This window comes from Halobacillus sp. B23F22_1, from assembly GCF_043497005.1.
GTDB lineage: Bacteria > Bacillota > Bacilli > Bacillales > Halobacillaceae > Halobacillus_A.
In genome coordinates, this window is sequence record NZ_JBIEKE010000002.1 from 186542 (window position 1) to 209110 (window position 22569).

At 38.7% G+C, this 22569-nt stretch carries 18 protein-coding genes, 1 other RNA gene and 1 other annotated feature; of the genes, 15 read left to right on the forward strand and 4 right to left on the reverse strand.

Going from position 1 to position 22569, the window contains the following annotated elements:
- Positions 1 to 44: 44 nt before the first annotated feature.
- The 3 genes from ACGTNH_RS08675 (at position 45) to ACGTNH_RS08685 (ending at position 3546) form a co-directional block, all read left to right on the forward strand.
- A complete protein-coding gene (locus ACGTNH_RS08675) occupies positions 45 to 701 on the forward strand; it encodes a DUF421 domain-containing protein (RefSeq protein WP_394586333.1) in 657 nt (218 codons plus the stop codon).
- 127 nt (positions 702 to 828) lie between these two features.
- Positions 829 to 2250: a YfcC family protein gene (locus ACGTNH_RS08680; protein ID WP_394586334.1), complete on the forward strand. Its 1422-nt coding sequence runs from the start codon at positions 829 to 831 to the stop codon at positions 2248 to 2250.
- A gap of 18 nt (positions 2251 to 2268) precedes the next feature.
- Positions 2269 to 3546 (forward strand): Zn-dependent hydrolase, encoded by a 1278-nt coding sequence (locus tag ACGTNH_RS08685; protein WP_394586335.1) that lies wholly within the window; start codon positions 2269 to 2271, stop codon positions 3544 to 3546.
- A gap of 16 nt (positions 3547 to 3562) precedes the next feature.
- Here the strand turns inward: ACGTNH_RS08685 and spoVB are convergent, their stop codons facing one another.
- A complete protein-coding gene (gene spoVB / locus ACGTNH_RS08690; protein WP_394586336.1) occupies positions 3563 to 5116 on the reverse strand; it encodes a stage V sporulation protein B in 1554 nt (517 codons plus the stop codon).
- Positions 5117 to 5241: 125 nt separating this feature from the next.
- Between spoVB and ACGTNH_RS08695 the strand changes: the two genes are divergently transcribed.
- The 7 genes from ACGTNH_RS08695 to dtd all read left to right on the forward strand — a co-directional run bounded on the left by ACGTNH_RS08695 (position 5242) and on the right by dtd (position 14063).
- A complete protein-coding gene (locus ACGTNH_RS08695) occupies positions 5242 to 5541 on the forward strand; it encodes a post-transcriptional regulator (RefSeq protein WP_394586337.1) in 300 nt (99 codons plus the stop codon).
- 115 nt (positions 5542 to 5656) lie between these two features.
- Positions 5657 to 7930, forward strand: coding sequence for a protein translocase subunit SecDF (gene secDF, locus ACGTNH_RS08700; protein WP_394586338.1), 2274 nt, complete (start codon positions 5657 to 5659; stop codon positions 7928 to 7930).
- Between the two features lie 103 nt (positions 7931 to 8033).
- Complete coding sequence (locus ACGTNH_RS08705) at positions 8034 to 8366, forward strand: LapA family protein (RefSeq protein ID WP_394586339.1); 333 nt, start codon at positions 8034 to 8036, stop codon at positions 8364 to 8366.
- 56 nt (positions 8367 to 8422) lie between these two features.
- A complete protein-coding gene (gene recJ / locus ACGTNH_RS08710) occupies positions 8423 to 10750 on the forward strand; it encodes a single-stranded-DNA-specific exonuclease RecJ (RefSeq protein WP_394586340.1) in 2328 nt (775 codons plus the stop codon).
- Positions 10740 to 11252: an adenine phosphoribosyltransferase gene (locus ACGTNH_RS08715; protein WP_394586341.1), complete on the forward strand. Its 513-nt coding sequence runs from the start codon at positions 10740 to 10742 to the stop codon at positions 11250 to 11252. Before recJ ends, ACGTNH_RS08715 begins: the two co-directional genes overlap by 11 nt.
- 145 nt (positions 11253 to 11397) lie before the next feature.
- The gene (locus ACGTNH_RS08720) at positions 11398 to 13602 is read left to right on the forward strand and encodes a RelA/SpoT family protein (RefSeq protein ID WP_394586342.1); all 2205 of its coding nucleotides are present in this window, start codon (positions 11398 to 11400) and stop codon (positions 13600 to 13602) included.
- Between the two features lie 14 nt (positions 13603 to 13616).
- On the forward strand, positions 13617 to 14063 hold the full coding sequence (dtd, locus tag ACGTNH_RS08725) for a D-aminoacyl-tRNA deacylase (RefSeq protein WP_394586343.1): 447 nt from the start codon (positions 13617 to 13619) through the stop codon (positions 14061 to 14063).
- Between the two features lie 29 nt (positions 14064 to 14092).
- Here the strand turns inward: dtd and ACGTNH_RS08730 are convergent, their stop codons facing one another.
- On the reverse strand, positions 14093 to 15571 hold the full coding sequence (locus ACGTNH_RS08730) for an N-acetylmuramoyl-L-alanine amidase family protein (RefSeq protein WP_394586344.1): 1479 nt from the start codon (positions 15569 to 15571) through the stop codon (positions 14093 to 14095).
- A 168-nt stretch (positions 15572 to 15739) separates the two neighbouring features.
- Positions 15740 to 15972: a binding site (T-box leader), on the forward strand.
- 65 nt (positions 15973 to 16037) lie between these two features.
- On the opposite strand from ACGTNH_RS08730, the gene hisS reads away from it, so the two are divergent.
- The 3 genes from hisS to ssrS all read left to right on the forward strand — a co-directional run bounded on the left by hisS (position 16038) and on the right by ssrS (position 19356).
- Positions 16038 to 17321: a histidine--tRNA ligase gene (gene hisS, locus ACGTNH_RS08735; RefSeq protein WP_394587677.1), complete on the forward strand. Its 1284-nt coding sequence runs from the start codon at positions 16038 to 16040 to the stop codon at positions 17319 to 17321.
- Positions 17321 to 19090, forward strand: a complete 1770-nt coding sequence (gene aspS / locus ACGTNH_RS08740) for an aspartate--tRNA ligase (protein ID WP_394586345.1) — start codon at positions 17321 to 17323, stop codon at positions 19088 to 19090. Before hisS ends, aspS begins: the two co-directional genes overlap by 1 nt.
- Before the next feature lie 77 nt (positions 19091 to 19167).
- A non-coding RNA gene (gene ssrS, locus ACGTNH_RS08745) (6S RNA) lies at positions 19168 to 19356 on the forward strand.
- Between the two features lie 56 nt (positions 19357 to 19412).
- On the opposite strand, the gene ACGTNH_RS08750 is transcribed toward ssrS, so the two are convergent.
- Both ACGTNH_RS08750 and ACGTNH_RS08755 read right to left on the reverse strand, forming a co-directional pair.
- Complete coding sequence (locus tag ACGTNH_RS08750; RefSeq protein WP_394586346.1) at positions 19413 to 20021, reverse strand: RsfA family transcriptional regulator; 609 nt, start codon at positions 20019 to 20021, stop codon at positions 19413 to 19415.
- An 85-nt stretch (positions 20022 to 20106) separates the two neighbouring features.
- A complete protein-coding gene (locus ACGTNH_RS08755) occupies positions 20107 to 21381 on the reverse strand; it encodes a replication-associated recombination protein A (protein WP_394586347.1) in 1275 nt (424 codons plus the stop codon).
- Between the two features lie 121 nt (positions 21382 to 21502).
- On the opposite strand from ACGTNH_RS08755, the gene ACGTNH_RS08760 reads away from it, so the two are divergent.
- Positions 21503 to 22195, forward strand: a complete 693-nt coding sequence (locus ACGTNH_RS08760; protein ID WP_394586348.1) for a YczE/YyaS/YitT family protein — start codon at positions 21503 to 21505, stop codon at positions 22193 to 22195.
- Complete coding sequence (gene cymR / locus ACGTNH_RS08765; protein WP_188375605.1) at positions 22140 to 22559, forward strand: cysteine metabolism transcriptional regulator CymR; 420 nt, start codon at positions 22140 to 22142, stop codon at positions 22557 to 22559. The genes ACGTNH_RS08760 and cymR overlap by 56 nt, the downstream gene beginning before the upstream one ends.
- Positions 22560 to 22569: the final 10 nt, after the last annotated feature.

A 22569-nucleotide genomic window follows, 5' to 3' on the forward strand; every position in this document is an offset into this window, starting at 1 on the left:
TGAAGGATAGGTCATCTTAAACATGTAGAGTTTAAGAAGGGCTGATGACAATTATGGTTTTTGAACTGCTCATTCGAACACTTGTCACATATTTTTTAATTTTAGTTATTTTTAGGCTTATGGGTAAACGCGAAATTGGCGAGCTTAGTGTCATGGATCTAGTTGTGTTTATTATGCTGGCTGAAATTGCTGTTTTTTTAATTGAGAAACCCGATGATTCAATTTGGAGAGCAATCGTTCCGATGGCTGTTCTCCTTACCATTCAATGGGCAAGTGCTGCTTTATCATTAAGAAGTAAAAAATTCAGGGATTGGTTTGATGGGAAGCCTTCTGTATTAATTAAGCATGGTAAAATAGATGAACGTGAAATGAGAAGACAGAGATATAACTTTTCTGATTTGCTTCTCCAGTTAAGAGAACAAGAAATTCAACATATAGCGGACGTTGATTTCGCCATTTTAGAACCCTCGGGTAAATTATCAGTGTTCAAAAATAAAGAGAATGAGACGTCTGACTATGCTGTTGTTCTTATAGAAGACGGCAATGTTCAATATGCTGGCTTAAAAGAGATACAAAAAAACAAGGACTGGCTAATGAATGAAATTAAGAAAAAGGGATTTCAGTCGGTTGAGGAAATTTCATTATGTACGATTAATTTAGAAGGTGAAATTTGTATGGACGAAGCAGATGAACAGAAATAAAGTTGGTTTAAAAAGAAAGTAAAAATATTCTATTGATAATTATCAGAATTCATTTATAATTTGAAAAAATACAACCTCGAAGGATGTATTTTTTTATTTAATTATAAACATATAAAGGAGGTTAATAATGAAGGATCAACGTAGAAAAATTGATGGTGAAGATAAGAGAAAGGGAATTGTTCCACACATTTATGTTATTTTATTTATTATGATAGTACTCGCTTCTTTAGCAACGTACATCGTACCTGCAGGTCAGTTTGAAAGAGTTGAAAATTCAAGTGGGGCAATGGTAGTTCAACCTGGAACCTTTGCTTATATTGAAGCAGCACCTGTCTACTTTATGGATTTTATGCTGGCAATTCCAGAAGGGCTGATTCAATCAGCAGAGATTATTTTTGGAATTATTATGATTGGCGGGATGTTCGCAGTTATTGAGCGGACCGGTGTTATTGATATTGGTGTTGATAAATTAGCTAGAAGGTTTGCGAATAAAGGGTTATTAATTATTCCTACTCTAATGCTTCCCTTTTGTCTTTTTACAACAATTACCGGTCAGGTCGAACTTAGCTTAATTTATTTACCTGCAATTATGCCTTTAATTTTAAAACTGGGTTTCGATAAAATAACAGCTACCGGTATTGTACTCGTTTCAACAATCGCAGGTTTTGCTGTAGCTCTTACTGTTCCTGCTAACTTAGGGACAGCACAACAAATTGCAGAACTCCCTTTTTATTCAGGGTTAAGCTATCGTATGCTGATTCTTGCTATTATACTTACCTTAGGAATAATGTACGTCTGGAGATATGCTAAAAAGGTTAAAGAGGATCCTAAGCTGAGCATTGTATATGGTGAAGATGTTAAAGAAGAATTTCAAACGGCTAATGACCAGCCTTTAACGACAACAAAAAAGCAAAAATATGCCTCCTTAACTCTGATATTATTCTTTGGAGTCCTTGTTTACGGACTTATTCAATTTGGTTGGTATTTCCGTGAATTGACCGGACTATATGCGCTCATTGGAATCGTCACAGGACTCGTAGGGGGGTTAAAGCCCAGCGAGATTGCTGAATCATTTAATGAAGGATTTAAAAAGATTTTATTAGGTGCAATGGTTGTAGGTGTTGCTCGAGCGGTCGCAGTAGTGCTGGAAGAAGGCCAAATCATGGATACGATTATCTATGGGTTTGGTGAAGCCGTTAGTATGATTCCTGACTCGATGACGGCTACTGTTATGCTGGTTGTTCAAGGTTTAATGAACTTTCTCATCCCTTCAGGTAGTGGACAAGCAATGGTTTCCATGCCTATTATGACTGGTTTAGCAGACTTATCAGGGGTGACGAGACAAACAGCAGTATTAGCATTCCTGCTAGGGGACGGTTTTTCAAACATCTTTTATCCTACGTCCGGCTATTTTATGGCGACTTTAGCAATTGCCGGTGTGAGGTGGGAAAAATGGGTGAAGTTTATTTTTCCGCTGTTAATTGTTTGGTATGGGTTAGCTGTAATATTTCTTATTATTGCTCAATTGATTGATTATGGTCCAATGTAGATAGATCGGAGTGATACAATGGCGGATTTAAAAGAAAGACTTTTATCTTCTTATGATTTTTCATGTGATAATAATGGTATAAGTGGTGAACGTGTAGCAGACAGGATTTACCAATTGTCTGTTGTGGGGATGACCGAAAAAAGGGGTTCCAATCGTCCTGGATACTCAAAGGAAGAACAGAAGGCGAAAGAGCTCGTGAAGGGCTGGATGAAAGAATCAGGCTTAATAGTAAAGGAGGATGAAGCAGGTAATGTCTTCGGTAGGTTAGGTAAACAAAATGGACCAGCCGTCTTAACAGGTTCTCACGTTGATACCGTACCTGAAGGGGGGCACTTTGACGGAACTTTAGGCGTTGTAGCGGCATTAGAAGTTGCTTCAAGCTGGAATGAGCAAAGCTATCAGCCTCCGTTTCCTTTTGAAGTGGTGGTATTTTCAGATGAAGAGGGCTCACGTTTTGGCAGAGGGTTTACAGGAAGCGAAGCTGTAGTCGGAGAACTAAGTAAAGATCATTTAGCTCAATTAAAAGACCATGAAGGGAAAAGTTTTGAAGAGGTTATGCAGCAAGTAGACTTATCACTACAAACAATCGGTAATGCCAAACGTGAGGACATTTATGCCTTTTTAGAAGTTCATATAGAGCAGGGAAAACAGCTTGAAAGAGCGGCTCAGCCTGTAGGAGTTGTGACGGGCATTGCGGGCCCCTCATGGATTGAACTTCGTTTTATCGGTGAAGCAGCTCACGCGGGAAACACTCCTATGAATGATCGAAGGGATGCCTTAGTAGCTGCGGGTGCTTTTATCCATGAACTCCCTGACATGACTAGGGGTACAGCCGTTGCAACAGTAGGAAAATTAGATGTTTTCCCAAATGGAGTTAATGTTATTCCTGGAGAAGTTAAATTATTTGTAGATGTTCGTGATATTGATGAAGAAAATCGGGATCAGTTAGTCGACAGTATTATTAAAAAGGCTCACCAATTTACTGATGAGCAGAATGTATTATTAAAACATAACGTAAAAACAAAGGTAAAACCAGTCCCTGTTGATCCAAAGCTGAAGCAGATACTAGTAAATTCTGTGGAAGAAATGAATTTAGAGGCTTTAGAGCTGCCTAGTGGAGCAGCTCATGATGCTATGATTATAGGTCGCCACTTCCCTATTGCTATGCTGTTTGCACGGAGTGAGAATGGAGTAAGCCACAATCCTGAAGAATGGACAAGTTTAACTGATTGTGTAACAGCGGTCCATGTTTTAAAAAGAAGTTTAGAACAGTTTCCTTATGACCCGGAACAATAGCCAGAAAAAATTCTGGCTATTGTTTTTTCAATTTGTGCCACGGGATTAAATTCCACTCATCTTTAGTTAATAATTTTAACTTGAATAAAAGGAACAAATAAATGAAAGTGAGTATAACTCCAATACATAACAACTCCGATAATGGACTGGAAGGAAAGAATTCTTGACCATGCAAAAAGAAACCAATACCTCCAGTTGTAATTAATATCAAACTAAAACGTCCTACCATCTTAAAAGGAAAAACAAAGCTCGTCGCTCGAATAAGAGCAGATAAATGGAGAAGGGTCACAATTACTGCACCTACAACCATAGCGATAGCCACTCCATTTATTCCAAACTCTGGGCGTGTACTTAAAGCAACTAGTACTATAAATTTAATGGCTGCTCCGATTAAAGTATTCCACATGGCGGCTTTGGCCAGGTCCAGAGCTTGTAAGCTTGCCTGAAGAGGAGTTTGAATGTAATGCATCAAGAAGAAAGGTGCCATAAATTGCAGTAAAAACCCTCCTTGGTTCGTACCATAAACAATCGATAATGTAGCAACTGGGAATAGGAAGTAAATGACAGTGATTAAGCCGCCGGAAGCAAGAGAAAGCCTTATGGCTTGTAAAATACGATAATTAATTGTAACGTATTGTTGTTTAGCTGCTGATTCACTAATTGAAGGAACGAGTGAAACACCAAGGGCATGGGTAAGAAATGTAGGCAGAAACAATAAAGGTAAAATATATCCTGTAAGTCCACCATATTGTTTTGTTGTTTCAATTGCAGTAAATCCAGCAATTGCTAAACTTTGTGCGACAAGAATGGGTTCAAAGAAATAAGTAAGAGATCCTATTAAACGACTGCCAGAAGTAGGAAGAGCAATCGTCATTAATTGTTGAAGCGTACTTTTACCTTCTTGAATATGTTTCTTCCATGCCTTTCTCCACTTAAATGTTTTATGGATAGCAAATTGTCTCGTCATATATAAAAGGGAAACTAATTCACCTATGATAACAGCGATCATAGCCCCAGCTGCTGCGTACTGAACACCGTATGGATAGAATAATTTTGTTAAGAATGCCACAGTAGTAATACGGACGATTTGCTCAATGACTTGAGATATGGCTTGCGGTTTCATGTTTTGACGGCCTTGAAAATATCCTCTTAATACAGCAGAAACCGCTGTGATTGGTATAATAGGAGTGACGGCTAGCAAGGGAGCCAGCGCGCGAACGTCAGTTAAGAAATATTTGGCTACAACTGGTGCAAATATAAATAATCCTGCAGTAAATAAGACACTTAAGCTCCCGGTAATGGTAAGAGATACAATCAATATTCGCTTGATTTGTAATTCGTCACCTTTTGCTTCTGCTTCAGACACCCGTTTGGAAATCGCTACAGGCAGCCCAAACTGCGTAATTGTTGTTACTAATATTAGAGTGGGGAGAGCCATCATGTAAAGTCCCATTCCTTCTTCTCCCATAATTCTAGCAACTACGATTCGGTTAATAAAACCTAACAGCCGGGTGATGAGTCCAGCAGCTACTAAAATTAAGGCACCGTGTAAAAAGGTTTGTTTTGTCATCGTAGGAATCCGCCTTCTCAAAGGAATAAAATTCATATACAATGAAGTATATGCAATGAGATGGACAAGGCATGACAAGGATTTAGCGATCCTATTCCACAACTTTTTAAAAGGAGTGCCAGGACATGGAAGAATTGAAACCCGCGAGCCAATGGAAAGAAACCATTTGGCCGGTGCTTGTAAGTAAGGCAAACGAGTTTAGACTTATAGGCTATAAAAAGGCTAGTGTAGAAGATGTGTGGCAATGTATGCAGAAGAAAATTTGGAAAAACAACCCACAAAAAAGGCTTTATGAAGTGGTTCAAGATATTTTTCACCTTAGTAACAATCAGTATGTAAGTTTTATTACAGTGGAGGCTTATCAAAATGATGATCTTATGGCATCAATAGAAGCTATACGGCATGGGTCTTCAGAAACTGAATAGTAACTTTAGAATTGTTAAATATAAAAAAAGTAGTAAAATTGTATAGGGAAACAAAGATTTGGATGATAATTTACATAAGAAAGTTCGTTGAAAGTAGAAGGAGGCAAAGAATGATATGGTGAAAAGAGGGCGGATTGTTGCCTTTTTTCTAGCCGTTATTTTAGTAGCAGCTACGATTGGTACAACGGTCACAGGAGTCACAAAAGATATAAACCTTGGCTTAGATCTTCAAGGTGGTTTTGAAATTTTATATGATGTGGAAACGATTGATGAAAATCAAGAAGTAAGTCAGCAAGTATTGGAATCAACTGTTCAATCATTATATGAGCGCGTCGATGTTTTAGGTATTAGTGAAACCAATATCTCCATAGAAAGTGGAGATCGAATTCGAGTTCAACTAGCAGGCGTTCAAGATCAGCAAGAAGCTCGGGAGCTTCTTTCAACCACTGCTCAGTTGTCATTTCGGGATGTAGAGGGTAATGAATACATGGATGGCAGCGATATTAGGGAAGGCAGTGCTCAGCAGTCATACGACCAAAATAATGCTCCCATTGTTACTTTAGAGGTGAAGAGTGCGTCAGAATTCTATGATGTAACTCAGGAAATTGCTAATAAGGAACCTGTCGAAGGTGCTACATATCCTCCGAATTTACTTGTTATTTGGTTAGATTATGATGAAGATATTGCATTTGAAGAAGAGTATGGATCTGAGGATCCGGCGTATGTTTCCGCTCCTCAAGTAAGTCAAGGTATCAGGAGCAACACGGTCCAGATTGAAGGGGATTTCACGCAAGAATCGGCTCAACAATTAGCAGATATTTTAAATGCAGGTTCTCTTCCTGTGGAGCTTGAAGAGACATATTCAACCTCCGTAGGAGCGCAATTTGGAGAACAAGCGATGCAGAAGACGATTTATGCAGGCTTTATTGGAGTCGCCTTAATTTTCCTTTATATGCTTTTTTATTATCGTTTCCCGGGTATTATTTCCGTTATTACTTTATCGGCCTATATTTATCTCATTTTAGTCGTATTTGAACTTCTCAACGGTGTGCTCACTCTGCCAGGAATCGCAGCACTAATTCTTGGAGTGGGTATGGCGGTTGATGCGAATATTATTACGTATGAGCGGATAAAAGAAGAATTAAAGTCTGGTAAATCGATTATGGCTGCCTTTAAGTCAGGGAATAAACGCTCCTTAGCGACGATTTTAGATGCAAACATTACAACGCTTATTGCAGCTACTGTGCTCTTTATTTTCGGAACTAGTTCCGTTAAAGGGTTTGCCACGATGTTAATTGTTAGCATATTAGTAAGCTTTGTTACTGCTGTGTACGGCACAAGGCTGCTGCTTGGTCTCTGGGTTAAAAGCCGCTTTCTTACAAAGCGTCCAGGTTGGTTTGGGGTGAAGAAAGATCAAATCCACTCTCTGGATGAAGGAGAAGAAGTGGAGCCTAAATTTATGAACCGGAAATTGGACTTAATTAAGTATCGGAAGAGGTTCTTTGCTCTGTCGTTAGCATTATTAGCAGCAGGGGCTATCGCTTTAGGAATTTTCAAGTTGAATTTAGGTATAGATTTCACTAGTGGCTCTCGTGTAGAAATACTGGCTGAAGAAAGTATATCTACAGAAGAAATAGAAGAAGCATTTGAAAACGAGTTAAACGTATCACCAAAACAAGTAGTACTTTCTGGGGAAAATAATGATATTGCCGTTACTCGTTTTGATTCAGAACTCTCACAAGATAAAATAGCTGAAATTCAAAATTATTTTTCTGAGGAATACGGCAGCAGTCCAAATGTTAGTACTGTTTCACCTATTGTAGGACAAGAACTTGCTAAAAATGCAGCGTTAGCTGTTTTGTATGCTTCGATAGGAATAATTATTTATGTAACCTTCAGGTTTGAACTCTTTTTTGCAATTACTGCAATTCTTGCTTTACTGCATGATGCGTTCTTTATTATAGCGCTTTTCAGTATTACAAGGCTCGAATTTGATATTACGATAATTGCGGCAATTTTAACTATTGTGGGTTATTCTGTTAATGATACGATCGTAACATTTGATCGAATCCGCGAGAACTTAAAATTCAAGAAAAAAGTTAAATCTTTCAAGGAATTAGCTAAAGTGGTAAATGACAGTTTACTCCAGACGATGGCTAGAAGTTTAAACACAGTGTTAACAGTAGTATTTGCTGCTGCTATGCTGTTTATATTTGGAGCTTCTTCTATCACAAACTTTGCATTTGCCTTAGTAGTCGGTCTTACTGCGGGAACATACTCTTCGCTCTTTATTGCGGCTCAATTATGGCTGGTTTGGAGAGGGAAGAATATTAAGAATAAACCGATTGAATATATTAAGAAGAAAAATACTGGAGGACCTCAAGTTTAATTTGGAAGACCGTCTGTTAAAGGCGGTCTTTTTATGTTTGATTACCTTTTTTCAAAAAAGGGTATACCTTTATGTGAAGACCATAGTGAAGGAGGACTTGTCATTGAAAGGTCAAACGTACTTTATCTTTGCACTTATAATTGCAATTTTGATCTCTGTTTTTGCTGTTATTAATGTAGGATCCGTTCAAGTGAATTACCTTTTTGGTACAGGAGAAGCACCTTTAATACTAGTAATTTTAGGTTCTGTACTAATGGGTGGACTCATAACAGCATCTGTGGGTGCCGTGAGGTTTTATCGGTTAAAAAGAGAAAATAAAAATTTGCGTAGTCAAAATACTTCCTCTTCTGAGAAGGCGAAGACACCAAAACGAAGTGATGTAAAAAAACAAAAAATAACCTCCTTAGATGAAGGTAAGGGATCTCGCAGTAAATAATCGTGTTTGCTCCCCCTGATGGCGTCTTGTATAATAGATTAGTCAGGGGTGAACTTATGTTAAAAAGCAAAACAAAATGGAACTTTACATATAATGATAATTCAACGGATGGGTATTCTAATAATCTTCCAGACATTTCATCATTAACAAGTCAATTGTTGAATAGGCGAGGTATTACGAAGCCTGAAGAAGTAAAAAGATTCCTTCATCCATCTCAGGAAGACCTTTACGACCCTTTTCTGCTAGATGGATTGTCAGAAGCTGTAGAAAGAGTACGGATAGCCATCGAACGAAATGAGCACATATTAGTCTACGGTGACTATGATGCAGATGGTGTCAGCTCTACAACGGTGATGGTTGAAGCACTGAGAGAAGCAGGTGCTATTTGTGACTATTATATTCCTAATCGTTTCACGGAAGGATACGGGCCAAATGAAGCAGCTTTTCTTCAAGCTGCTCAAGATGGGTTTAGTATAATTATTACGGTAGATAATGGAATTGCAGGCATTCATGAAGCAAACGTAGCAAAAGAAGCTGGAATTGATTTAATCATTACAGATCACCACGAAGTTCAAGAATCACTGCCTGACGCTTTTTCTATTATTCATCCAAAAACGTCTAAAAATTATCCATTTAAAGAATTAGCCGGCGTTGGAGTTGCTTTTAAGTTTGCACAAGCTCTATTAAAGGAGATGCCTCATCATTTGTTGGACATGGTGGCAATAGGAACAATAGCAGACCTGGTTCCATTAAAGGATGAAAATCGTGCTCTTGTTTTCTTGGGACTCCAGGCTTTAAATCAAACTAATCGTATAGGATTTAAAGCTCTAAAAGACGTATGCAGTATAGATGGAGAAATAGAAGAAGAAACAGTGGGATTTAGTATTGGACCTCGTGTGAACGCTGTTGGCAGGCTTGAGGATGCTTCACCTGCCGTCGACTTGTTTTTAACAGAAGATTCATATGAAGCGAGTCAGTTAGCAGAATATATAAATGATCTTAATCAAAAGAGACAAAAGATTGTCACGGATATTACTAAAGAAGCAGAAGAGCTGTTAATAAGTGGAGAGCAGCCTCTAGAAGAAGTAATAGTCGTTGCTAAAGAAGGGTGGAATCCTGGCGTACTTGGAATAGTCGCTTCAAAATTAGTTCGTCAATTTGACCGTCCGGCAATTGTGCTGGGGATAGACTCTGATAAGAACGAGGCAAAAGGTTCAGCAAGGAGTATCGATGCTTTTGATTTATTTCAAAATTGCATGGAAATAAGGGAGCAATTCATTCACTTTGGAGGTCACGCTCAAGCAGCCGGTATGACTTTAAATACAGATAATATAGAGGAAGTACGAAGTCAATTGTGCCAAAAAGCTCAAGATAAATTATCTGATGACGACTATCACCAAGTACTTAACGTTGAAATGAATGTTGATATGGAAGAAGTTACTCTTGAACAAATCCAAGAAATAAATAAACTCCGTCCTTTTGGCATGGGAAATCCTAAACCACTTTTCCATATTAAAGAAAAAGCGAAAGAAATAAGATTAATCGGCAGTAGACAAAATCACTTAAAGTTAATGTTTAAGAAAAACCAAAAGAAGCTTGATGGCATTGCGTTCGGAATGGGAGATTTATATACAAGGATATCCCCGGCTTCTGAACTTGAAGTCATCGGCGAACTTGGGATTAATGAATGGAACGGAAGACAGAATGTACAAATAATGATTAAAGATTTAAAAGTACAAACCTGGCAATTGTTTGATTTTAGAGGGTCCAAGCATCTTGAAAAAAAACTTGGATTTCCTAACGATCAGCATGTTGTCGCTTTAACGTTTAATAATGCACAAAACGCTCCGCACGAATTACCAGTTATTAATGGAAAAGAGATTGAAAGCTTTCAATCTTTTCCTTTACACGGTCTTGTACTATTAGATCTTCCGCCTAGCCTTGCACAGTTATCTCATGTGGTTCAAAGATTAGCGCCTGACAACATTTACGCATGCTATCAAGTAGAGGATAGTGCTTTCTTTACTTCATGGCCTACAAGAGATCATTTTAAATGGTTTTATGGTATGCTAATGAAGCGACAGTCATTTAATTTAAATAAAGACCGGGAATTGCTTTCTGCGCGTAAAGGATGGAATGGAGATATGATTAATTTTATTTCCCAGGTGTTTTTTGAGCTTGGTTTTGTTAAAATAAAAGATGGTCTTGTGACCATCGAGTCAAAGCCACAGCAGAAAGATCTTACTGAATCAACAATCTATCAAGAAAGAAAAGAGCAATTAGCTGTAGAACAAGCTCTTTACTATTCTACTTATAAAGAATTAAAGGATTGGTTCAATCAGCAGCGTGAGCCCATCAAGGAGGAAGTTTTCAATGGATTATAAACAACATATTGCAATTGTAGAAGATTGGCCGAAGAAAGGCATTCGGTTTAAAGATATTACACCGCTTATGGACAATGGAAAAGCATTTAAGTCTGCAGTTGATGAAATTGTAGAATATTCTCGCGACAAAGAAATTGATATAATTGTAGGACCTGAAGCGAGAGGCTTTATTGTAGGCTGTCCTGTATCTTATGCTCTTGAGATTGGATTTGCCCCTGTCCGTAAAGAAGGAAAACTGCCTAGAGAAACCATTAAAGTAGATTATGGTTTGGAGTATGGAAAAGATGTCCTTACGATTCATAAAGATGCAATTAAGCCCGGCCAGCGTGTACTTATTGTCGATGACCTATTAGCTACAGGTGGAACTATAGAAGCGACTATTAACCTGGTAGAACAATTAGGCGGAGTTGTAGCTGGGTGCGCTTTCCTTGTAGAATTAACATACTTGGATGGCCGTGATAAGTTAGAGGGATATGATGTTTTAACGTTAATGCAATATTAAGAGTAAAGAGTGCCCTAATCTAGGGCGCTCTTTGTTTTAACCATCCTTTTTTTAAACGTTTTTTCTTTACTTTTTATGAACTTTTTTTGATAATGAAACACAAACCATCATATTTTAGGAAGCTTAGAGAAATCAGGGTGATCGAATGGCGAAGGATAAAATTTTAACTGCCGAAGAAGTGATAGAGCAGGCTAGTCAATACATGAATGAGGACGATCTGGGGTTTATCCGCAGGGCTTTTGAGTATGCCAATCGGGCTCATAGCGAGCAGTATCGAAAATCGGGAGAGCCTTATATCATTCATCCCATTCAAGTAGCGGGGATTCTCGTGAATTTGGAAATGGATCCCGAGACAATCGCTGGCGGATTTCTTCACGATGTAGTAGAAGATACGGATTTTACATTAGAAGATATAGAAAAAGAGTTTGGGGAAGAAGTCTCCATGCTCGTAGATGGCGTAACAAAGCTAGGAAAAATCAAATATAAATCGAAAGAAGCCCAGCAAGCAGAAAATCATAGAAAAATGTTTGTAGCTATGGCTAAAGACATGAGGGTTATCTTAATTAAACTGGCGGATCGTCTTCATAATATGCGAACGCTTAAGCATTTGCCATCCGAGAAGCAGAGGAGAATTTCAAATGAAACATTAGAAATCTTTGCTCCACTTGCACATAGACTCGGGATTTCTACCATTAAATGGGAACTTGAGGATACAGCGTTACGATATTTAAACCCTCAACAGTATTATCGCATTGTACATTTAATGAAACAAAAACGAAATGAAAGAGAATATTACATTGATGATGTTATGAATGAAATTAGAACTCAATTGAAGGATGTTAATATTGAGGCTGACTTGAATGGAAGACCAAAACATTTATATAGTATTTACCGTAAAATGGTGTTGCAAAATAAGCAGTTTAATGAAATTTATGATTTGTTAGCTGTGCGGATACTAGTTAATAGTATTAAAGACTGTTATGCTGTGCTTGGTATCATTCATACGTGCTGGAAACCTATGCCGGGCCGGTTTAAAGATTATATAGCCATGCCGAAACCTAATTTGTATCAATCCTTGCACACCACTGTAATTGGTCCTAAGGGGGACCCTCTTGAGGTTCAGATACGAACACATGAAATGCACGAAATTGCAGAGTATGGTATAGCAGCTCATTGGGCTTATAAAGAAGGTAAACAAGCATCTTCAACTCATTCTTTCGAAGAAAAATTAACGTGGTTTAGAGAAATTCTAGATTCTCAAAGTGAAACACATGATGCTGAAGAATTCATGGAATCGTTAAAAGTGGACCTGTTTTCGGATATGGTGTACGTTTTTACACCTAAAGGGGAAGTGGTAGAGCTTCCTTCAGGTTCCGTACCTATTGATTTTGCTTATCGAATCCATACAGAAGTCGGTAATCAAACTATAGGAGCAAAAGTGAACGGGAAAATGGAACCGTTAGATTATAAGCTAAATACTGGGGACATTGTGGAAATGATGACTTCCAAACATTCTTACGGTCCTTCTAAAGATTGGATTAAACTGGCTCAAACATCTCAAGCTAAAAATAAGATAAAACAATTCTTTAAACGGCAGCGTAAAGAAGAGAACATTGGTAAAGGTCGAGAATTGGTTGAACGTGAAATACGAAACATGGGCTTACAGCCAAAAGAAGTGTTTACTTCGGAGAATATGGATCGTGTCTCTGAAAAGTTCAATTTTGCAAATGAAGAAGATATGTTTGCGGCAGTAGGCTATCAAGGGATCACAGCTTCCCAAATAGCTACACGTTTAACGGAGAAGCTGCGCAAACAAATTCAAAAAGAACAAGACTTGGAACAGACTTTAGCTGATGTTTCTACTACTGAGATTAAAACTTCTTCTTCAAGAGGCAAAAAGGATTCTGGAGTACGTGTAGAAGGGGTGGATAACCTCCTTGTCCGCTTATCGAAATGCTGTAATCCAGTGCCGGGTGATGAAATCGTCGGTTACATTACAAAGGGAAGAGGAGTATCTGTTCACAGGGCAGATTGTCCAAATGTACAAACCGAAGAAGCAGAAACGCGCCTCCTGCCCGTTTACTGGGAGAAAGGTCCACGTGATACCAAACAATATCACGTGGATTTGGAAATTTGGGGTTATGACCGACGAGGTTTGCTTAACGAAGTGCTCCAAGCTGTAAACGAAACTAAAACGAACATTACAGCAGTATCCGGAAAATCAGATCGCAATAAGATGGCGACTATTCATATTACCATTCTTATTCAAAACACAGATCATTTAAGAAAAATTGTAGAACGCATTAAACAAATTCATGATGTCTATACGGTGCGTCGGGTGATGCAATAACGGGGGAATGAGTAGTGAGAGCAGTAATACAGCGTTCGGCTGAAGCGAGTGTAATTGTAGAAGAAAAGACTGTAGGGCAAATAAAACAAGGTCTGGTTATTTTACTTGGAGTAACTCAAGATGATTCAGAAGAAGATGCGCGTTATTTAGCATCTAAGATTCCTCACCTAAGAATTTTTGAAGACGAGGAAGAGAAAATGAACCTTTCATTGAAAGATGTAGGCGGCTCCATGCTTTCTATCTCCCAATTTACACTTTATGGTGATACACGTAAAGGAAGAAGACCAAATTTTATGAAAGCAGCAAAACCAGAGCAAGCCTTACAATTATATGAGAATTTCAATGAACTAGTAGAAAATGAAGGAATTCATGTGGAAACTGGGCAGTTTGGAGAAATGATGGATGTCCGCTTAACCAATAGTGGTCCTGTCACGCTCATTTTAGATAGCAGAGAACGTTAAAAAATCAAGGGATTAAATCCCTTGATTTTTTATTTGAAGTATTGAATTAGGCCATTTGTAATACCCTGGCTAGCTTTACTTTGATAGTTTGAACTTTTCACTACTTTTTCTTCATCTGCGTCAGAAATAAATCCGAGCTCGACCATAATCGATGGTTTGTTGTTAGCTCGTATAACATGAAAATTACCCTGACGTATGCCACGGTCTCTGAGACCAGTTGCTTGAGTAACGCCAGATTGTACGTTAGAAGCTAACTTTCGCGTATTAGAACTGTAAAAATAAGTGTTAATACCAGTAGCCTTAATGGACTGGGGCACACTATTATAATGAACACTTATGAATGCGTCACCCTTTGAAGCATTCGAAAGAGCCGTCCTGGCTGAAAGCGATAAGTAAGAATCATTAGCACGAGTCATAACGACGTCTGCGCCATTTCTTTCTAACGTTGCTTTAAGTTTTTGAGCGGTCTGCAAGGTAAGAGTCTTTTCATATGTTCCACTTCGACCAATCGCTCCTGGGTCAAATCCGCCGTGTCCGGCATCAACAACAATTGTTTTACCTGAAAGAGAAGATGAAGACACAGGGGTTGGAGTGGATGAATTATCTTCATCTACAATCCATCCCGCTACATAGGCATGGCTGTTTTTGTAAGAGATTTTATACCATTTGCCTTCTTTACTAATTACATTGAATTTGTCACCTTTATTTGCTCTTCCCAGAATCTTGTAATTCGTAGAAGGACCTGACCTCAAATTTGTAGCATTATATTGCATCGTTACCTTTGTTTCCTCTTCAGCTTTAGGTTGTGAAGAAGAGCTGTTGTTCTTGGTTACTAACCAGCCTGCTACCCAGCCCGTTTTATTTCCATTACGTTTGATTTTGTACCAGCCTTGTTTTTCTTCTAGATATTCAAAGCTGCTGCCTTTTCTTACTTGTTGTAAAATTGAGCTGTTTGTTGTAGGTTTGCTTCTTACATTCAATACAGCTGTAGCCACGTTTACTTTGCCAAGTGATGTTTGGCTGTTAGTAGAAGCTTGCTTATTGTTCGATTGTCCGCTGTTGTATGTACTTAAATAATCCTTATGTACCCAACCCGAGGAACCTTTTGAACGATCAATTTCTATCCAACTTCCAGCTTCACCGACCTTGGTCACTTTTTCATTTTTCATTAAGTAACCTCGGACACTGGCAGTTAAACTGCCTTTTGAACGAACCCGTAAATAATTTACTTTAGATACCACAGATTCGTCTTTCTTGATTTGAACCAGCCAATTAGCAACCCACCCTGTCTTATTGTTCCATTTGATCTTTATCCAGTCTCTTTTTTTATCAACGACTGAATAAGATTCGTTTTTTTGGACTTTGCCCAAAACGGAATCAGAAAGACTTGGCCCTGATCTTACGTTTAAGTTATTTACTTGAACGTCTGCGGTATCTGCGTGGGCTGTCGCCGGCATAACCCAAATCAAACCAGTCAAAATAAATAATAATGCCAGCCAACCTTTCATTTTTATGGATCCACCTCCAATATTTTGTAATGCATATAACATTTCGACAAAAAAGGTGATATACCTTCTTCTTTCGTCAAAAAATTTAAAAAGGGAATTATTTTTCTCTAAACTTGACATAACGTTAGTAAAAACCTTATGATAGTATCCATAATTCTAAATGAATCGATTAAACCGATGAGGAAAAAAGTAGTTTGATTTTTGTGTGTAGACAGAGAGGAAATGCCTTTTGGCTGGGAGCATTTCTTACACCATTCAAATGAAAGACATTTCTTAGGTATTCTATTGAACCTTCGCTGAGGCAGTAAATGGGATCGTACACAGGCGTTAACTGTTTAAAGTGGAGGCTTAACTTAGTCTCAATTAGGGTGGCAACGCGGGATCAAACTCCCGTCCCTTTCTAATCATGATTAGAAAGGGACGGGAGTTTTTTATTGAAAAAATATGAGCTTTTGTTAAGGAGGAAATTGAAATGAGAGCCCCTAGAGGAACTCAGGATATTCTACCAGGAACGTCAGAAAAATGGCAGTATGTTGAAAAGCAGTTAACTGACATTTGTCGTCGCTATAATTATAAAGAAATTCGTACCCCGATTTTTGAGCATACGGAATTATTTCAAAGGGGAGTAGGAGATAGTACGGATATTGTACAAAAAGAAATGTATACTTTTGAGGATCGGGGCGGACGCAGTATCACTCTTCGTCCAGAGGGTACAGCTTCTACAGTCCGTTCTTTTGTTCAAAACAAATTGTTCGGGCTGCCTAACCAGCCGACCAAATTATTTTACATTGGCCCTATGTTTCGATACGAACGTCCACAGCAAGGGCGTTTAAGGCAATTTGTACAATTTGGTATTGAAGCACTGGGAAGCGATGACCCTTCCGTAGATGCAGAAGTTATGGCTTTAGCAATGAATGCATACGAAGAACTTGGGTTGAGGTCATTAAAACTAGTATTAAATAGTCTGGGAGATAAACAAAGCCGAGAAGATCATAAAAAAGCTCTAGTTCAGCACTTTTCTCCTCATAAAGAAGAGCTATGTGCGGACTGCCAGGTTCGTTTAGATCAGAATCCTCTGCGAGTCCTTGATTGTAAGAAGGACAAAGATCATCCGGCAATGGCCACAGCGCCTTCCATATTAGATTATTTAAACGAAACTTCTCAGAAGTATTATGAAAAAGTAAAAGCACATTTAGATGCGATGGGAATTGCCTATGAGATCGATCCTAATCTAGTTCGCGGCTTAGATTACTATAATCACACGGCCTTTGAAATTATGAGTGAGGCCGAAGGTTTTGGGGCGATTACTACATTAAGTGGAGGCGGGCGTTATAATGGCCTGGTAGAAGATATTGGCGGACCAGAAACTTCAGGTATTGGTTTTGCTATGAGCATAGAACGTTTACTTATGGCGCTTGAGGCCGAGGGTATTGAGCTTCCTATTGAAGAGTCTTTAGATTGTTATATTGTAGCTTTAGGGGAGCAAGCGGAGAAGGAAGCTGTTCGTTTGAGCTATCTGCTTAGGCAGGCTGGTGTTCAAGTAGATAAGGATTATTTACAGCGAAAAATGAAAGGCCAGTTTAAAGCAGCAGATCGCCTAAATGCTAAATATGTTGTTGTTTTAGGTGAGCGGGAGATTGAACAAGATGCGGTCTCCATTAAAGATATGAAATCAGGAGAACAAATTGAATTACCATTGGATCAGATTATTAATTTTTTACACGAAAAGCTTGCAGGAGGGAACGAATAATGGAGCGCATACATTGTGGCACATTACGTACAGCCGATAGAGAAAAGAATGTAAAACTAAAAGGATGGGTGCAAAAGCGTCGTGACCTTGGTGGATTAATTTTTATCGATTTAAGAGACCGCTCTGGCTTAGTACAAATCGTATTTAACCCTGATGAATCTTCTGAAGCGTTAAGAACAGCAGAAGATATCCGCAGTGAATATGTAATTGAAGTAATTGGCAAAGTCGTTATCCGGGATGAAAATACGATTAACCCAAACATGTCTACAGGAGAAATAGAAGTTCTTGTTCATGACATTCAAGTTCTTAACAAAGCTAAAACGCCTCCATTTATGATAGAAGAGAATTCTGAGGTAGCTGAAGATATTCGATTAAAATACCGATATTTAGATTTAAGGCGTAAAGAAATGCAAGATACATTCAAGCTTCGTCATCAGGCTACGCAGGTTATGCGCAACTTCCTTAATGATGAAGGATATCTTGAAATGGAAACGCCTATGTTAACAAAGAGTACTCCCGAAGGTGCGCGAGATTATCTTGTTCCAAGTCGCGTGCATGAAGGGGAGTTTTATGCACTTCCTCAATCGCCGCAGCTTTTTAAGCAAATGCTCATGATGTCCGGTTTTGAAAAATATTATCAAATTGCACGTTGTTTCCGTGATGAAGATTTAAGAGCGGATCGTCAGCCAGAATTTACCCAAGTTGATATTGAAACATCATTTATGTCAAAAGAAGATATTATGGCTATGACTGAGAGAATGATGCGTAAAGTAATGAAAGAAGTAAAAGGAATTAGCATATCAACCCCATTTCCACGAATGCCATACGATGAAGCAATGGAGCGGTTCGGTTCCGATAAGCCTGACACTCGATTTGGGTTAGAACTTATTACTCTTTCAGAAATTGTTAAAGATTCAGGGTTTCAAGTGTTTAGTGGAGCCGTGGCCTCTGGCGGTAAAGTGAGCGGGTTAAATGTAAAATCCCAAGCTGATAATTTCTCTAGAAAAGACATCGACAAATTAACGGAAGATGTTAAAGTGTATGGAGCAAAAGGCTTGGCATGGCTTAAAGTAAAGGATGGGCAATTAAACGGTCCGATTGCAAAATTCTTCTCCGAACAAGAAGCGGCTCAAATATTTAGCGCAATGAACGCAGAAGAAGGAGACCTGCTTTTGTTTGTAGCGGATAAAACTTCAGTAGTTTACGACAGTTTGGGGGCGCTGCGCCTTAAATTAGGTAAGAAGCTTGAGTTAATTGATCCGAATACATTTAATTTCTTATGGGTGACGGATTGGCCGTTATTTGAGTACGATGAAGATGAAGAAAGATTTTTTGCAGCACACCATCCGTTCACGATGCCTGCTGCTGGTGATGTAAGCCAAATTATCGATCATCCTCAGGAAGCAAGAGCTGAAGCTTACGATATTGTGTTAAACGGATATGAATTAGGTGGAGGATCTTTGCGTATATATGAAAAAGAAATGCAGGACCGCATGTTTGAAGCTTTAGGTTTCTCTAAAGAGGAAGCGGAAGAACAATTTGGCTTTTTATTAGAAGCGTTAGAATACGGTACACCACCTCATGGGGGAATTGCTTTAGGGTTTGACCGCTTCATCATGTTATTAGCGGGAAGAACAAACTTGCGTGATACGATTCTATTTCCTAAAACCGCTTCTGCACAGGACCCATTAACAGATGCGCCAGGAAAAGTAAGTGAAGCCCAATTAGATGAGCTCAATCTGAAGCTAAAAAGAAAAAAACAGGACTGAAGTAGGAGAGATTATCGTTATCTCCATGCTTGATAAGCAAAATAATTTATGCTATGATTTGATTACAAAATAACAAACCAATCCTGATGTGTACGTTGTTCGAATGTACGTTTTGACCGAACATTTTTGAGACGGGAGCCTGCCGTCTTCACACGGAATGCACGCCTCTTTATTACGTTCAGAGGACGCAAGAAATGTGAAGCAAGGCACCCACCTGCCTGGAGCGGGTTCAAAACTCATGATGCAACGGCACAATTGGGATTGGTTTTTTTGTTTTATATGTGAAAGAAAAGAAAGTGCGAGCTTACACAGCTCGCACTTTCTATTTTGCTAAATGTTCTAGGTTCCCGTTTTTTTCCATTCGGAAAAACGGCTTACTTACAATGTCCTGTTCATCAAACATTGTCATTTTTCTAGCACGATCCATAATTGAAATAAAGGCTTGGTAGTCTTCTTTTAATGAGTCTAATTGACTTTGAAGCTTTTGATTTGTTTGAATAAGGTTTTGATTTTCCTCTTCAAGTTTCTGAATCTCTTCATTTAAAGTCGTTTGTTTATAATCATTGTCTTGAAGTGTTTCTAAATAAGAAATAACCTGGGACAGATCCATAACGGTTGCCTGACTCTTCTTAGGCGGTTCATGCGACTTATTAACTTGTGGCTGTGCTGTCATGACAGGCTGGGCAAATGAAGCTTCATTACGCTTCTTCTCTTTCCTCTGTTTCTTTGCAAGGTCAACAGCTTGTTCATATTTCTGGCGAATTTCAGCGTTCCATCTAAAACCACAAGCAGCTGATGTACGATTAAGTACATCTCCAACTTCATCAAATGCTTTTAATTGAGTGCTTCCTTCTCTAATATGACGGAGTACCGTTTCGGCTAATAGTAGATCGTCTTCATGAGACCAAGCATCTTGTCTTACCTTTGGCATAATAACCCTCCTGTTGAACTATTAGAACAATAGTTTGTCAGATTTTGCTACTATTGTGACCAAAGAAGACAAATAATATACTTGATTACGATTTTTGTTGATTAATTTTATCAAATACTTGTTTTAGTGCTTGCTCAAATTTCCCTGTAGTTTTCGGTTCATAATAATTTGTGGACTTAAGCGAATTGGGTAAGTATTGCTGGTCCACCCAGGAGTTTGGATAGTTGGGAGGATATTTGTATTCTGTTCCGCGCCCTAACGATGCTGCTCCTTTATAATGTGAATCTTTTAAATGAATAGGGACATCTCCACTATTACCCTTACGAATATCTGCTAAGGCAGCGTCTAATGCTTTATAAGCGCTATTTGATTTAGGTGAGAGGGCTAGTTCTGTTACAGCATTGGCTAAAGGGATTCTTGCTTCTGGGAATCCTAATCGCTCTGCTGCTTCAACTGCCGCCAGCGCTCGCGGTCCGGCTTGGGGATTCGCTAAACCAATATCCTCATATGCGATTACAACGAGCCGCCGTGCTATACTGTCTAAGTCGCCGGCTTCTATAAGTCGTGCAAGGTAGTGTAGAGAAGCATTCACATCACTGCCACGGATCGACTTTTGAAAAGCTGATAAAACATCATAATGAGCATCACCGTCCTTATCATGAGAAAAGCTTTTCTTCTGCATACATTCTTCAGCTGTATTTAAATCGATTACGATTTTCTGTTCTTTATTCTCTGGTGTTGAAAAAGCAGCCAATTCTAAGCCGTTTAAAGCAGCTCGTAGATCTCCATTAGCACTTAATGCTAAGTGGTCAATTGCCTCTTTAGTTAACTGTAGGGGTAAATGCCCTAACCCTTCTTTTTTGTCCTGCAGAGCTTTGTTAATGGCTTCTTTTATATCTTCTATCTCCAATCGATAGAGCTCAAACAAATGACAACGGCTTCGAATTGCCGGATTGATTGAATGATAGGGGTTGCTTGTTGTGCACCCTATCATAGTTAATCGGTTGCTTTCTAAATGGGGGAGCAGAAAATCCTGCTTAGCTTTATCCAATCGGTGAACTTCGTCCAGAATAAGGACCATTGCTCCATGCATTTTTGCTTCTTCAACTACGATTTCCATATCTTTCTTCTTATCGGTAACTGCATTAAGTGTTTTATGGGGCAATTGTAAATGCTTTGCTAAAGCAGTAGCCATAGAGGTTTTGCCTGTTCCCGGCGGCCCGAATAAAATCATAGAAGCTAGTCTGTTTGCTTTAACCATTCGATTTATTGTTTTTCCTTCAGATATTAAATGTTTTTGGCCTATGATTTCTTCAATAGATGAGGGTCTCATTCGATAGGCTAAAGGTTGAACACTCATGAGGGACAGCTCCTTTACATAGGTAATCACGTTAAGCGTATGTCTAAAGCTGTTAAAATGCAAGGGACTTGCTGTTCATGCTATAATAGCGTTTGGTATAATGAGATAGGAGAGGTCAGCTATGAAGAATGATCGGTCAAGTCGCCCGAATGCCGGGTTGCGCTGGTCTTTTTTTATTGTAGGTTTAGTGGTATTAGGATTCGGAATATCGTTAACCATGCAAGTAAGAGACTTTGGTATTGGTCCATGGGATGTATTTCACTATGGTTTATATAAACAATTTGGATTAACAGTTGGTACTTGGTCAGTTATTGCAGGGATAGTGATAGTAATTTTTAGTTCAGTCGCTATAAGAAAAATCCCTCAAATAGGTACTATTTTAAATATGATTTTAATCGGTGTTTTTATTGATTTATTTAATTGGGTGCTTCCACAACCTGAATGGCTGCTATCTAAAATTATAGTGTTTATTTTAGGGACAATTATTATTGCATTAGGTATTGGATTATACGTAGCTCCTGATATGGGGGCAGGTCCAAGAGATAGTTTAATGTTAGTCTTAACCGATTGGCTGCAGTGGAAGGTCTCAACGGTACGTAACGGAATTGAAATTACTGTTGCTTTAGCAGGCTGGATGTTAGGAGGACCTGTAGGAATAGGCACAGTCTTTATTGCACTATTTCTGGGAACCTTTGTTGGTTACGCTCTTCCGTTATCAAAACAACTATTGAACTTCTTAATAAAGAAAGGTGAAGGATATGAAAATTTCTACGAAAGGTCGTTACGGCCTGACCATAATGATCGAATTAGCTAGAAAGTATGGAGATGGTCCAATTTCATTAAAACAAATTGCTAGAGACAATGAGTTATCAGAACATTATTTAGAACAGCTGATAGCTCCTTTGCGAAATGCAAGCTTAGTGAAAAGTGTACGGGGGGCTTATGGTGGATATATGCTTACAAAAGATCCCCATGAGATTACGGCTGGTGATGTTATTCGAGTACTAGAAGGTCCTATTACCCCGGTCGAAGGAATAGAAGATGAGGAGCCCGCAAAACAAGCTTTATGGAAAAGAGTGAGAGATGCTGTTAAAGACGTACTTGACACGACAACGTTAGAAGATCTTAAAGATCATGTAGATGACCAAACGCAAGATGCGTATATGTTTTATATTTAATTAGGAGGTG

Bases quoted from the DNA above. Each gene is read 5' to 3' on its own strand.
- secDF (WP_394586338.1), top strand. From the start codon at position 5,657: ATGGTGAAAAGAGGGCGGATTGTTGCCTTTTTTCTAGCCGTTATTTTA.
- ACGTNH_RS08730 (WP_394586344.1), bottom strand. From the start codon at position 15,571: ATGAAAGGTTGGCTGGCATTATTATTTATTTTGACTGGTTTGATTTGG.
- ACGTNH_RS08675 (WP_394586333.1), top strand. From the start codon at position 45: ATGACAATTATGGTTTTTGAACTGCTCATTCGAACACTTGTCACATAT.
- ACGTNH_RS08680 (WP_394586334.1), top strand. From the start codon at position 829: ATGAAGGATCAACGTAGAAAAATTGATGGTGAAGATAAGAGAAAGGGA.
- recJ (WP_394586340.1), top strand. From the start codon at position 8,423: ATGTTAAAAAGCAAAACAAAATGGAACTTTACATATAATGATAATTCA.
- ACGTNH_RS08720 (WP_394586342.1), top strand. From the start codon at position 11,398: ATGGCGAAGGATAAAATTTTAACTGCCGAAGAAGTGATAGAGCAGGCT.
- ACGTNH_RS08685 (WP_394586335.1), top strand. From the start codon at position 2,269: ATGGCGGATTTAAAAGAAAGACTTTTATCTTCTTATGATTTTTCATGT.
- ACGTNH_RS08695 (WP_394586337.1), top strand. From the start codon at position 5,242: ATGGAAGAATTGAAACCCGCGAGCCAATGGAAAGAAACCATTTGGCCG.
- ACGTNH_RS08750 (WP_394586346.1), bottom strand. From the start codon at position 20,021: ATGCCAAAGGTAAGACAAGATGCTTGGTCTCATGAAGACGATCTACTA.
- aspS (WP_394586345.1), top strand. From the start codon at position 17,321: ATGGAGCGCATACATTGTGGCACATTACGTACAGCCGATAGAGAAAAG.
- spoVB (WP_394586336.1), bottom strand. From the start codon at position 5,116: ATGACAAAACAAACCTTTTTACACGGTGCCTTAATTTTAGTAGCTGCT.
- ACGTNH_RS08715 (WP_394586341.1), top strand. From the start codon at position 10,740: ATGGATTATAAACAACATATTGCAATTGTAGAAGATTGGCCGAAGAAA.
- cymR (WP_188375605.1), top strand. From the start codon at position 22,140: ATGAAAATTTCTACGAAAGGTCGTTACGGCCTGACCATAATGATCGAA.
- ACGTNH_RS08760 (WP_394586348.1), top strand. From the start codon at position 21,503: ATGAAGAATGATCGGTCAAGTCGCCCGAATGCCGGGTTGCGCTGGTCT.
- ACGTNH_RS08755 (WP_394586347.1), bottom strand. From the start codon at position 21,381: ATGAGTGTTCAACCTTTAGCCTATCGAATGAGACCCTCATCTATTGAA.